A 13,634-nucleotide genomic window follows, 5' to 3' on the forward strand; every position below is an offset into this window, starting at 1 on the left:
GAGGAGCAGCTCGCGGCCCTCTTCGCCGAAGTCCTCCGCGTGGAGCGCGTCGGTATTCACGACGACTTCTTCGCGCTGGGGGGCCACTCCCTGCTGGCCACGCAGCTCGTCTCACGCGTGCGGGCCACGTTCGCCGTGGAACTGCCCCTGCGAGCCCTCTTCGAAGCACCGACCGTCGAGGGCCTCGCGCCGAAGCTGGACGGAGCCCGGTCCGCGACGCTCCGCGCACCGCCGCTGCGGCCCGTCGCGCGTGAAGGAGCCATTCCGCTCTCCTTCGCCCAGCAGCGCCTCTGGCTGTTGGATCAGCTCCAGCCGGGTGATGCGTCTTACAACATCCCCACCGCCCTGCGGCTGACGGGCCAGGTGGACGTGGAGTCGTTGCGCCGCGCCTTCGAGGCACTCGTCGCCCGCCACGAGTCCCTGCGCACCACGCTCTCCGCTGCGCACGAAGAGCCGTCGCAATGCATCCAGCCGCCCTCTGGCTGGGAGCTGCCCGTCATCGACCTGACGTCCCTCCCCGAATCGCAGCGTGAGGAGGAAGCCCGGCGCGCGGCGGCGACGGAGGCCCACCGTTCCTTCCAGCTCGCCACGGGCCCGCTGCTGCGCAGCGCGTTGGTGCGGCTGGATGAAGCGGAGCACCTGCTGCTGGTGACGATGCATCACATCGTCTCCGACGGCTGGTCCATGGGAGTCCTCGTCCGCGAGCTGGCGGCCTTCTACGAAGCCTTCAGCGAGGGGAAGGTGCCCTCGCTCGCGCCGCTGCCGGTGCAGTACGCGGACTTCGCGATGTGGCAGCGCCAGTGGCTCCAGGGTGAAGCGCTGGACGCACAGCTGGGGTACTGGAAGCAGCAGCTCTCCGGAGCCCCCGCCGCGCTGGACCTGCCCACGGATCGCTCGCGGCCGCCCGTGCAGTCACACCGCGGTGCCACGCTGGACGTGCGCATCCCCACCCAGCTCTCCGAGTCCCTCAAGGCCCTGGCCCAACGCGAAGGCGCCACGCCCTTCATGCTGCTGCTGGCGGCCTTCCAGGTGCTCCTGTCGCGCTACTCGGCGCAGGACGACATCAGCGTGGGTTCGCCCATCGCGGGCCGCACCCAGGCGGAGACCGAAGGCCTCATCGGCTTCTTCGTCAACACCCTGGTCCTCCGCGCCCAGATGGATCCGCGAGCGACGTTCCGTGAGCTGCTGGCCCAGGTGCGAGGCACGACGCTCGCGGCCTACGACCATCAGCACCTGCCGTTCGAGAAGCTCGTGGAAGCCGTGCAGCCCACGCGCGACCTGAGCCGCAGTCCTCTGTTCCAGGCCATGTTCGTCCTGCAGAACACGCCCACCGAGACACTGCGTCTGCCAGGATTGGCCTTCCAGACCCTGCCGCTGGAGTCCCACTTCGCGAAGTTCGATCTCTCCCTCGGTCTGCGTGAAAACCGGGACGGATTCGCCGGCACGCTGGATTACGCAACGGACCTGTTCGACGCGGCGACCGTCCAGCGGATGGCCGGCCACTTCGGTGTGTTGCTGGAAACCATCGCGAAGCAGCCGGACACGCGACTGGGCGACCTGCCTCTGCTCACGGACGCTGAGCGCCAGCAACTCCTCATCGAGTGGAACCCGCCTGCCTCGCAGGCGCCGCGGGAGTCCAGCATCCCCGCGATGGTGGAGGCCCAGGTGCGCCGCACGCCGGATGCCCTGGCCGTCATCACGCCGGAGCGGCAGCTGACGTACCGGGAGCTGGACGCGAAGGCGAACCAGCTCGCGCACCGTCTGCGCGGCCTGGGTGTCGGCCCCGAAGTCCGTGTCGGTCTCTGCGTCGATCGCACCGAGGACCTTGTCATCGGCGCTCTCGGCATCCTCAAGGCTGGCGGCGCCTACGTGCCGCTGGACCCCAGCTACCCGCGTGAGCGCTTGGGCTGGCTGCTGGAGGACGCCCAGGGCCCAGCCCTTGTCGCGCACTCCCATCTGCTTTCCGCTCTGCCCGAGACCACCGCCACGCCGGTGTGCCTCGACTCGGACGCGGAGCTGTCCACGCAGCCGACGACGTCTCCGCTTGTGGACATCCACGCCGGCCACCTCGCCTACCTGATCTACACCTCCGGCAGCACCGGCCGTCCCAAGGGCGTCGCCATCTCCCACGGCAACGCCGTCTCCTTCCTCCACTGGGCCTTGGAGACCTTTTCGCCGGAGGAGTTGAAGGGGACGCTCGCTGCGACGAGCCTCAACTTCGACCTCTCCGTCTTCGAGCTCTTCGCTCCGTTGAGCAGTGGTGGCGCAGTGGTGGTGGCACGCAACGCCTTGCACCTGGCGGAGCTGCCTACGGCCTCTCACGTCACCCTCGTCAACACCGTGCCCTCCGCCATGGCTCAGCTGCTGCGTCTGGGCGCGGTGCCGCCGAGCGTGCGCGTCATCAACCTCGCCGGTGAAGCCCTGCCGGAGACGCTGGCGAAGCAGGTCTACGCAGTGCCCACGGTTGAGAAGCTCTTCAACCTCTACGGCCCGTCCGAAGACACCACCTACTCCACCGCCTCTCTCGTCGGCCGTGACGAGGTGCCCCTCATCGGCAAGCCCCTGCCCGCGACGCGTGCCTACGTGTTGGACGCGTCTCTCCAGCCGGTGCCCGTGGGTGTCGCAGGCGAGCTGTACCTCGCCGGTGAAGGCCAGGCTCGTGGCTACCTGCTGCGCCCGGAACTCACGGCGGAGCGCTTCGTACCGGAGCCCTACGGTCCTCCCGGCGGCCGCATGTACCGCACGGGCGACCGTGTCCGTTACCGCCTCGACGGGCGCCTGGAGTACCTCGGCCGCATCGACTTCCAGGTGAAGGTGCGCGGCTTCCGCATCGAGCTGGGCGAAATCGAAGTCGCGCTCCGCCGCGCCCCGGGCCTCAAGGACGTTGTCGTCGTCGCCAAGGGTGAGGCCGCCGACAAGCGCCTCGTCGCATACGTCACGCCCAAGGCCGAGGCCTCGTTGGAGGTCGAGTCCCTCAAGGCCCACCTGCGCCAGGGCCTCCCCGAGTACATGGTGCCCGCCGCCTTCGTCGTCCTTCTCTCCCTGCCCCTCAACTCCAATGGCAAGGTGGACCGCAAGGCACTGCCGGAGCCGGAGGCGCAGCAGGCAGGCAGCACCTACGAAGCACCGCGCACGCTCACCGAGGAGCAGCTCGCGAACCTCTTCGCCGAAGTCCTCCGCATGGAGCGAGTCGGTGTGCGGGACGACTTCTTCGCCATGGGAGGCCACTCCCTGCTGGCCACCCAGCTCGTCTCGCGCGTGCGGGCCACGTTCGAGGTAGAGCTGCCGCTGCGGGCCCTCTTTGAAGCCCCCACCGTTGAAGCGCTCGCACCGAAGCTCGCGGGCGCCCGGTCCGCCGCGCTCCGTGCACCTCCGCTGCAGCCTTCGCCGCGCGAAGGCGTCATTCCGCTGTCCTTCGCCCAGCAGCGCCTCTGGCTGTTGGATCAACTCCAGCCGGGAGACATCTCGTACAACATCCCCACCGCCCTGCGGCTGACGGGACAGGTGGACCTGGAGTCCTTGCGCCGCGCATTCGAGGCGTTGGTGGACCGCCACGAATCGCTGCGCACCACGCTCTCCGCGGCGCACGAAGAGCCGTCGCAATGCATCCAGCCTCCCTCCGGTTGGGAGCTGCCCGTCATCGACCTGACGTCCCTCCCCGAGTCGCAGCGTGAGGAGGAGGCCCAGCGCGCTGCGGCCACGGAAGCCCTGCGTGCCTTCGACCTCTCCACGGGCCCGTTGCTGCGCAGCACTCTGGTGCGGCTGGGACAGGACTCGCACCTGTTGCTGGTGACGATGCACCACATCGTTTCCGACGGCTGGTCCTTGGGCGTCCTCGTCCGGGAAGTGGCGGCCTTCTACGAAGCCTTCAGCACCGGCCGCGCTCCCGTCCTCCCGCCACTGCCCGTGCAGTACGCGGACTTCGCCATGTGGCAGCGAGGCTGGCTCCAGGGTGAGTCCCTGGACGCGCAGCTGGGCTACTGGAAGCAGCAGCTCGCGGAGGCTCCGTCCGCGCTGGACCTGCCCACGGACCACCCGCGTCCACCCGTGCAGTCCCGCCGCGGTGCCACGGTGGACGTGCGCATTCCGTTGGAGGTCTCCCAGGCCCTGAAGGCCCTGGCCCGGGATGAAGGCGCCACGCCCTTCATGCTGCTGCTCGCGGCATGGCAGCTGTTCCTGTCGCGCTACTCCACGCAGGACGACATCAGCGTCGGTACGCCCATCGCAGGCCGCACCCAGGCGGAGACCGAGGGCCTCATCGGCTTCTTCGTCAACACGCTCGTCCTGCGCGCCCACGTGCAGCCGCAGGACTCGTTCCGACAGCTGCTCTCCCAGGTGCGCGGTACGACGCTCGCGGCCTACGAGCACCAGCACCTGCCCTTCGAGAAGCTGGTGGAGGTCCTCCAGCCCGCGCGAGACCTGAGCCGCAGCGCGCTCTTCCAGGCGATGTTCTCCCTGCAGAACACGCCCATGGAGACGCTCCGACTGCCTGGGCTCTCCTTCCAGACCGTCCCGGTGGACACGCGGTCCTCCAAGTTCGACCTCACGCTGACATTGCAGGAGTCGCCCCAGGGCTTCGGCGGAACATTGACGTACGCCACGGACCTCTTCGAGGCGTCCACCATTCAGCGCATGGCGAGCCACCTGGGCGTGTTGCTGGAGGCCATCGCCGCCCAGCCGGACGCGACGCTCGCGAGCCTGCCCCTGCTCACCGCTCCGGAGCAGCGGCAGCTCCTCGTGGATTGGAATGGCCCCAGCGCTGAGTTCCCTCGCGACCTCTGCCTCCATGACGCCTTCAGCGCCCAGGCCCTTCGCACGCCTGACGCGCTGGCCGTCATCTGCCGCGAGGAGCAGCTCACCTTCCGTGAGTTGGACACGCGCGCCAATCAGCTTGCGCACCGGCTGGTGAAGCTGGGCGTCGGCCCCGATGAACGCGTCGTGCTGTGCGTGGAGCGCTCCGTGGAGGCCCTCGTTGGCATCCTCGGCACTCTCAAGGCCGGTGGCGCATACGTCCCCATCGACCCAAGCTACCCGCGTGACTGGCTCGCCCACGTCCTCCAGGACACCGGCGCTCCCGTCGTCCTCACCCAGCAGCGCCTGCGCGACTCTCTTCCTCCGCACTCCGCGCACATCCTCTGCCTGGACTCCGACTCCGCGGACCTCTCACGTGAGCCCGCGAACGCGCCTGTGACGCATGTCACGCCGGAGCACCTCGCCTACATCATCTACACCTCCGGCAGCACCGGCCGCCCCAAGGGCGTGATGATTCAGCACCGCTCCGTGCTCAATCTTCGCGTCGCTCTCGCCGCCACCGTGCACGCGGATGCTCAGCCTGGGGAGCGCGTCAGCGTCAACGCGCCGCTGTCCTTCGATGCCTCCGTCAAGCAGCTCATCCAGGTGCTCGACGGCCACACCCTCTGCATCGTCCCAGACGAGGCGCGCGCCGACGTCGGTGAACTGGTGAAGCGCATCGGTCACGACGCGCTGGACGTCCTCGACTGCTCTCCCGCGCACCTGCGCCTGCTGGTGGATGAAGGCCTGCTGGAGCGCAAGGCCATCCCCCACCGCGTCCTCGTGGGTGGTGAAGCCGTGGACCCCGCCACCTGGCGCCACCTCGCCCTGGCTCCGCGCCCGCGCGTCTTCAACGTCTACGGCCCCACCGAGTGCACCGTCGACGCCACCGCCTGCGCCTTCGATGCGTCTCCGACTCCCACCATCGGCAGGCCCCTGCCCAACGTCCGCGTCTACGTCCTCGACCGCACGTTGCGCCCCGTGCCCGTGGGCGTCGCCGGTGAGCTCTTCATCGGCGGTGAGGGCGTCGCGCGCGGCTACCTCAATCGGCCGGAGCTGACCGCGGACCGCTTCATCCCGGATGCCTTCTCCTCCACCCCGGGTGCACGCCTCTACCGCACGGGCGACGTGGTGCGCTGGCGCGCGGACGGGATGCTCGACTACCTGGGCCGCGCTGACTTCCAGGTGAAGATCCGCGGCTTCCGCATCGAGCTGGGTGAAGTCGAAGCCGCGCTCCTCAAGCATCCCCAGGTGCACGCCGCCGTGGTGCTGGCTCGCGAGGACATCCCCGGCGACAAGCGGCTTGTCGCCTACGTGGTGCCTCCGGAAGGCACGGAGTCCGCGCCCACGCCCGAGTCCCTCAAGGACTGGCTCAAGCAGCTCCTGCCCGAGCACATGCGCCCTTCCGCGCTCCTCGTGCTGGAAGCGCTGCCGCTCAACACCAACGGCAAGGTGGACCGCAAGGCCCTGCCCGCCCCCCAGAGCGGCGCACTCGCCTCCAGCTACGTCGCCCCGCGCACTCCCACCGAGGAGCAGCTCGCGTCCATCTGGGCAGGAGTCCTACGCCTGCCTCAGGTGGGCGTGACGGATTCCTTCTTCGAACTGGGCGGGCACTCACTGCTGGCCACCCAGGTTGTGTCGCGCGTGCGCGCCGGGTTCAACGTGGAACTCCCGCTGCGTGCCCTCTTCGAGTCCCCCACCGTGGAAGCGCTCGCGGTTCGCCTCTCGGGACTCACCCGCACAAACACTTCGCCGCTCACCCGCGTCTCGCATGACGGTCCGCTGCCGCTGTCCTTCGCCCAGCAGCGGATGTGGCTCATTGATCAGCTCGAACCGGGCAGCCCCCTCTACAACATGCCCGTCGCCGTCCGGTTGGAGGGCCACCTGCGCGCGGACATGCTCGAGCGCGCGCTGCAGGAAGTCGTGCGCCGACACGAAGCCCTGCGCACCACCTTCACCCAGGTGGCCGGAGAGCCGGTCCAGCGCATCCACTCCGACAGTCCGGTGCCCCTGGGGCTCGTGGACTTCACGGCCGTGCCGGAGGCGCAGCGCGAGCCCGAGACGCGGGACCGAGTGGACGCGGAGATGCGCCGGCCCTTCGACCTGCGCACCGGTCCGCTCATCCGCACGCTGCTCTTCAAGCTTTCCGAGCGTGAGCACGTCCTCGTCGTCACGATGCATCACATCGTCTCTGACGGCTGGTCGCTGGGTGTGCTCGTACGTGAAGTCACTGCCCTCTACGCGGCCTTCTCCGCGAGGCAGCCGTCGCCGCTGCCTGCGCTTCCCGTGCAGTACGCGGACTACGCGGACTGGCAGCGCCGCACGCTTTCGGGTGAGACGCTGCGTCAGGAGATGGCCTACTGGGAGGGGAAGCTCTCCGGTGCGCCAGCCGTGCTGGAGTTGCCCACCGATTTCCCCCGCCCGGCCGTCCGGAGCACCGCGGGTGCGACCCTCGGCTTCACCCTGTCGCGTGAGTTGACGGAAGCCCTCCGCAGCCTGGGCCACCGTGAAGGCGGCTCGCTCTTCATGGTGCTGCTCGCGGCCTGGCAGAGCCTGATGTCGCGCTACACGGGCCAGCAGGACCTCAGCGTGGGCTCGCCCATCGCGGGCCGCACGCGCGCGGAGACGGAAGGCCTCATCGGCTTCTTCGTCAACACCCTCGTCCTGCGCGCGAAGGTGGACGACGGCCAGTCCTTCCAGGCGCTGCTCCAGCAGGTGCGCGCCACGGTGCTGGAGGCCTACGAGCACCAGGAGGTGCCCTTCGAGAAGCTTGTGGAGGTCCTGCAGCCGACGCGCAGCCTCAGCCACACGCCGCTGTTCCAGACGCTGCTCGCGCTCCAGAACGTGCCCACGGAGGACGTGCATCTGCCGGACCTCCGGCTGCGAAGGCTGGAGGCCACCCACTCGACGTCGAAGTTCGACGTGAGCGTCTTCTTCACGGAGACGTCCGAAGGGCTGCTAGGCACGCTGGAGTACAGCACCGCCCTCTTCAAGCAGAGCACCGTGGAGCGGATGGCCCGCCACCTGCGCACGCTGCTGGAGGCCGTGGCCGCGAAGCCCGAGCAGCCCATGGCCCACCTGCCGCTCCTCTCCAACGACGAGCGCCAGCGCCTCCTCGTGGAGTGGAACGACACTGCAGCCGTCAGTCCCACGGATGTTCCGGTCCACGTCCACTTCGCCCGGCAGGCCCAGAGCACGCCCGACAAGGTGGCCCTGGTGCTGGGGGATGATGCGCTGACGTACGCCCAGTTGGACGCGCGCGCGAACCAACTGGCGTGGCACCTGCGCGCCCTGGGCATCGTCCCGGGTGCGCGCGTGGGTCTCGCCGTCGAGCGCTCCTTCGACCTGGTGACGGCGCTCCTCGCCATCCTCAAGGTGGGCGCGGCCTTCGTCCCCGTGGACCGCAATGCGCCCGTGGAACGCATCGCCATGCTGCTGGAGGACGCGGACGTGGGCGTGGTGGTCACGCACCAACCCTTTGCTTCGTTGCTCCCTGCCACCGGCACCCGCGTCTGGCTGGATGCCCAGTCCGCGGAGATCGCTTCGCGGCCCACGCATGCACCCGACGTCTCCGTGGATGGCGAGTCTCTCGCCTACGTCATGTTCACCTCCGGCAGCACCGGCCGCCCCAAGGGCGTCTGCGTGCCGCACCGGGGCATCACCCGCCTGGTGCTCGGCAGCACCTTCATGCGCTTCGGGCCGGATGAAGTCTGGCTCCAGGCTGCCCCGGTTGCCTTCGACGCCTCCACGCTCGAAATCTGGGGCGCGCTGCTGCACGGTGCGCAGCTCGTCCTCGCTCCGCCGCACTCCCTGTCGCTGGAGGAACTGGCCGCCCAGCTGCGCCACCACCGCGTGACGTCCCTGTGGCTCACCGCCGCCCTCTTCGAGCAGATGGCCCTGCATCAGGGCGAAGCGCTCGCGGGCGTGCGCCAGGTCCTCGCCGGTGGCGATGTGCTGCCTGCCGCCCGAGTGCGCGAGCACCTCGCGCGTCTTTCGGACGGTGCGACGTTCATCAACGGCTACGGCCCCACGGAGAACACCACCTTCTCCACCACCTTCCCCATGCTGCACGGCACGCGCGTGGACGGAGCCATCCCCATTGGCCGGCCTCTCTCCAACTCCACCGTCTACGTGCTCGACGGGCACCTGCACCCGGTGCCCGTAGGCGTCGCGGGTGAGGTGTACGTGGGCGGCCAGGGCCTGGCCTGGGGCTACCTGAATCGTCCCGAGCTGACCGCGGAACGCTTCGTCCCCCACCCCTTCGCGTCCACGCCGGGTGAGCGCCTCTACCGCACGGGCGACCAGGCCCGTTGGCGGGAAGACGGAACCACCGACTTCCTGGGCCGCGTCGACTTCCAGGTGAAAGTGCGTGGCTTCCGCATCGAGTTGGGCGAAGTCGAAGCCGCCCTGCGCTCCGCCACCGGCGTCAACGAGGCCATCGTCGTGGCTCGGGGCACGGACGCGGACAAGCGCCTCATCGGCTACGTCACTGCTCGCGAAGGCCACCCGCTGGACGCGGACACCCTCAAGGCAGGCCTCAAGCAGCGGCTGCCCGAGTACATGGTGCCGTCGGCCGTCGTGGTGCTGGACGCCCTGCCCCTCAACGCCAACGGCAAGGTGGACCGCAAGGCACTGCCGGAGCCCGACGCCCACGCCGTCGAGGCCCGGGACTTCGTCGCTCCCCGCGACGCGCTCGAAATGCAGCTCGCTCGCATCTGGGAGGACGTCCTCGGCGTCCGCTCCGTCGGCGTCCGCTCCAGCTTCTTTGAGTTGGGCGGCCACTCCCTGCTCGCCGTGCGCATGGTCGCCGCCGTGCGCGAGCGTCTCGGCCAGTCGATTCCCCTCTCCGTCCTCTTCCAGCAGCCCACCATCGAGCAGCTCGCGCAGGTGCTCCGCGACGACTCACAGGACTGGACGCCCCTCGTCCCGCTGGAGCGCGGCGAGCCCGGCCAGCGGCCGCTCTTCCTTGTCCACCCGGGCGGCGGCAACGTCCTCGCCTACTCGGAACTGGCGCGCCGCCTGGGGCCCTCGCTGCCCGTCTACGGCCTCCAGTCGCGTGGCCTCGACGGACGGCCCGTCGCCGAGTCCATCGAGGAGATGGCCACCCTCTACATCGAAGCCATCCGCACGGTGCAGCCTCACGGCCCCTACCAACTGGGAGGCTGGTCTCTCGGCGGCGTCATCGCCTACGAGATGGCCCGTCGCCTGCGCGAGGCCGGTGAAGCCGTGGACCTGCTCGCCCTCATCGATGCCCACGTCCACGGTCTGACGAAGCCCACTCAGGAAGCCACGCACCTCGACTCCGAGGCCCGCGCGAGGCTCGCCTTCGCCCATGCCACCGCCACCGCCTTCGGACAGGAGCTCTCCGCTTCGGACGAAGCCCTGGCGCAGGGCGACGACGTGATGCTGGGACACCTGCTGCAGGAAGGACTCCGGGCGCGCATCCTCGACGCGCAGTCCGGCCCGGCCCAGCTGCGTGCCCTCTTCAACGTCTTCCGGGCCAACCTCTTCGCCCACGAGAAGTACGTGCCCCAGCCGTACGACGGCACCGCCCTGCTCCTGAGCGCCAGTGGCGTCGCCGAAGCGATTCCTCGTCACCGCGGGTGGGAGCCCCTGGTGCGTGGCGAACTGAAAGTGCACGACGTCCCCGGTGGCCACCACGAGCTGATGCAGGACCCGCACCTCGGGTCTGTCGTCGAGCACCTGCGCTCCGCCCTGGCCGCCGTTACGTCCAACGACGCCACCGGCAGTTGAAGACAACCTCCACTCCGTGTCTGTCTTTCAGGCACGGAGTGGAAGGGGTTACGGTGCGCGCATGTCGCGCGAAGAGAACAATCGCTATCTCCGCGGAGTCGCCGATAAGCAGCTCCGCAAGGTGCCCGTCCTGGGATGGCTGGGTCGCCATCCGTTCCGGAAGCTCCTGCTCATCTGGGCCGTCCTGCTGCCGCTCTGGTACGGCCTCCATGCCTTCTTCACCAACCCCTCGCCCATCACCGGAGACGGCGAATGGCCCACCCCCAAGCCCCAGGTTCCTCCAGGGCTGGGCCAGCAGTTGCTCCCCTTCCTCATCCTCTTCTTCGTGCTCGTGGGCGGGAGCCTGGCCTGGCGGCAGTACCAGGTTCGCAAGGCGCGCAGGCGGGAGGCCGAGGCACTCCAGCACCCGGACGTGGAGGCCTGGTTCAGGCTCACGGATGAGCTCCTTCCTCCGAGCAGCCCTTTCCCCGACGTGGACGTCTTCCGGGCGCAGAGACGGGCCCTGGGGAGGATCCTCTACGGGCAGGACGCCCTGGCCCGCCACGAATTGAACGCGGTGGACTGGCGGAGCAAGGCGCCCCTGCTCCAGGCCATGGAGCGAAGCAGCGACGCGCTCCTCCAGCTGATCTGCAAGGACGACCCTGAGCAGACCCTGAGGCTCGCCCGCGAGGCCCTCGCCCTGGCCGACATCAACCCCGCCGTTCCCGGAGCAAAGATGGGCCGGGTCTTCTACGACGTCCTCATCCACTCCGCGGAAGTCGTCACGGGCCAATCAACGCCGGAGGGCCTGCGGCTGCTGGAGCACCACCAGGAGGAGTCTCCTCTCATCGTGGTCCGCCTGCTCTGCGCCTGGGCACTCCGGGCCGCGGCCACCCAGCGGAACGACCCGGAACGCGCGGAGCGGATGCGCCAGTTCCTCCAGACGCACGCGCCCCACTGCGCTCCGCTCCACCGGCTGCCCGCGCGGGCAACAGCGGAAGCCTAGAGCTTCAGCCGCTTGAACACAGGCTCCGGGATGCTCTTGATGATGAGCATGATGAGCGCCCAGAAGCCGGGCACGTAGACCTCGTTCTTGCGCCCGTCCGCGGCCTTCAAGAGGCCTCGCGCCACCTGCTCCGGCGACGCGAAGAGCTTGTTCTTCGGCACGTGGGCCGTCATCGGCGTATCCACGAAGCCGGGCTTCACCGTCACCACCGCCACGCCGGACTTCGCCAGCCGGTTGCGCAGGCCCTGGAGGAACACGGTCAGCGCGCCCTTGGACGCGCCGTACACGTAGTTGCTCTGCCGGCCACGGTCTCCCGCCACCGACGAAATCACCACCAGCGTGCCGGCCTTCTGCGCCTCGAAGCGGTTGGCCAGCTCCGTCAGCAGCGACGCGGCGGAGAGGAAGTTCGTGCGCAGCACCAGCTCCGCCGCCGCCCACGAGCGCTGGCTCTCCTCCTGGTCTCCCAGCACGCCATGCGCCAGCACGACCCCGTCCAGTCCGCCCAGGGCCTGCCACGCTCTCTCCACGAGGCTCGCGTGCGCTTCGCAGTCGTTCAAATCCAGCGCGCGGAACTCCACCTTCTGCGCGCCGCGCGTGGCCGCGTCCTTGGCCACCGCCTCCAGGTTCGCGGCGTTGCGGCCCACCAGGTACAGCGACGCCCCGCGCGCGGAGAGCAACCGCACCGTGGCCTGGGCAATGGCGCTCGTGGCGCCGAGGACAATGACTTTCTTCATGGGATGGCGACCTGACGGTCTTCCAGCGAGGGCAAGGGCAAGGACGCCGGGTTCACCCGGCGCCAGAAGGAGGACGAGAACGCGGGATCGACGTACGCGGAGAACTGCTCGCGCTTGGGGAAGTACGCGGCGAAGCTCTCCGGACTCATGCGCGCGTCCTTGGCCGGGTACACCGCCCCGCCCGCCTCGCGCGTCACGCGGTCCAGCGACTCCACCAGCTTCCACGTCTTCTCACCCTGGTTGGCGAAGTCCAGGGCCAGCGTGTAGCCGGGGCGCGGGAAGGACAGCCACCCGGGCGACGGCAGGTCGCCGAATGTCTTGAGCACGGACAGGAAGCTGGGCAACCCACCCCGGGCGCTGCGCTCCAGCAGTTCCCGCAGCGCGTCGCGCGCGGTGGCGTGGGGCACCACGCACTGGAACTGGAGGAAGCCCCGGCGGCCGTAGATGCGGTTCCAGCCGTACACGCTGTCGAGCGGGTAGAAGAACGGATCGTAATGCACGAGCCGGGGAGACGGCTTCATCCGCTCCCGGTGGTAGTACAGGAAGTTGAACGCGGACACCGACAGCCGGTTGAGGCAGAAGCCCGGCAGGTCGATGGGCACCGCGAGCCCGCTGCCATGCGACAGGTGGCTCTTCGACAGGGGCAGCCTCTCGAACTGCGTGGGCGCGAAGTTGCCCCGGTAGAACAGGCCGCGCCCCAGCTTGCGCCCGCGCGCCAGGCAGTCCACCCACGACATGGTGAAGTCGTGGTCCGCCTCGGACTCCGCGGACACGCGGATGAAGCCGTCCAGGTTCTCGAACGGGACGGTCTCCTGAATCACGAAGGGGTTGCGGATGGGCTTGAGCTGCACCTCCGCCCAGGTGACGAGCCCCGTGAGCCCCAGGCCGCCAATCGTCGCGCCGAACCAGTCCGGGTTCTCGTCGGGCGCGCACATCCGCCGGCTGCCATCCGAGCGCACCAGTTCGAAGCGGCGCACGTGCCGGCCGAACGTCCCGGCCCGGTGGTGGTTCTTGCCGTGCACGTCATTGGCGATGGCGCCGCCCACCGTGACGAACTTCGTGCCCGGCGTCACCGGCAGGAACCAGCCGCGCGGCACGGCCAGCCGCAGCAGCGTGTCCAACGACACGCCTGACTCACAGCGCACCACGCCCGTCGTCGGGTCGAAGTCGATGAGCCGGTCCAGGCCCGCGGTGAGCAGCACCGTGCCCCCGCCATTGAGGCAGGAATCGCCGTAGCTGCGGCCCAGGCCATGCGGCAGGACGGAGCCCTCCACCTGGGGCACCGCGTCCGAGCGCCACGCCAGCGCGCGCGTCCGCTGCTCCACGCGGGGGAAACGACCCCACGAATCCGACGTGCTCATCGCCATGCT

The 13,634-nt window shown here is 69.4% G+C and carries 4 protein-coding genes; 2 read left to right on the top strand and 2 right to left on the bottom strand.

What is annotated here, in order from left to right; all coding sequences use genetic code 11:
- Together GTZ93_RS41610 and GTZ93_RS41615 are read left to right on the top strand one after the other, a co-directional pair.
- On the top strand, positions 1-10,545 hold a 10,545-nt coding region (locus GTZ93_RS41610; protein WP_161663366.1), incomplete at its 5' end, for a non-ribosomal peptide synthetase.
- Positions 10,546-10,606: 61 nt separating this feature from the next.
- Complete coding sequence (locus GTZ93_RS41615; RefSeq protein ID WP_139918449.1) at positions 10,607-11,530, top strand: hypothetical protein; 924 nt, start codon at positions 10,607-10,609, stop codon at positions 11,528-11,530.
- Here the strand turns inward: GTZ93_RS41615 and GTZ93_RS41620 are convergent.
- Both GTZ93_RS41620 and GTZ93_RS41625 read right to left on the bottom strand, forming a co-directional pair.
- Entirely contained in the window at positions 11,527-12,264 is a 738-nt protein-coding gene (locus GTZ93_RS41620) for an SDR family oxidoreductase (RefSeq protein ID WP_120599174.1), read from the bottom strand. The genes GTZ93_RS41615 and GTZ93_RS41620 overlap by 4 nt on opposite strands.
- On the bottom strand, positions 12,261-13,625 hold the full coding sequence (locus tag GTZ93_RS41625) for an FAD-binding oxidoreductase (protein ID WP_139918447.1): 1,365 nt from the start codon (positions 13,623-13,625) through the stop codon (positions 12,261-12,263). Before GTZ93_RS41625 ends, GTZ93_RS41620 begins: the two co-directional genes overlap by 4 nt.
- Positions 13,626-13,634 lie beyond the last annotated feature (9 nt).

The organism is Corallococcus exiguus, from assembly GCF_009909105.1.
GTDB classification, from domain to species: Bacteria; Myxococcota; Myxococcia; order Myxococcales; family Myxococcaceae; genus Corallococcus; species Corallococcus exiguus.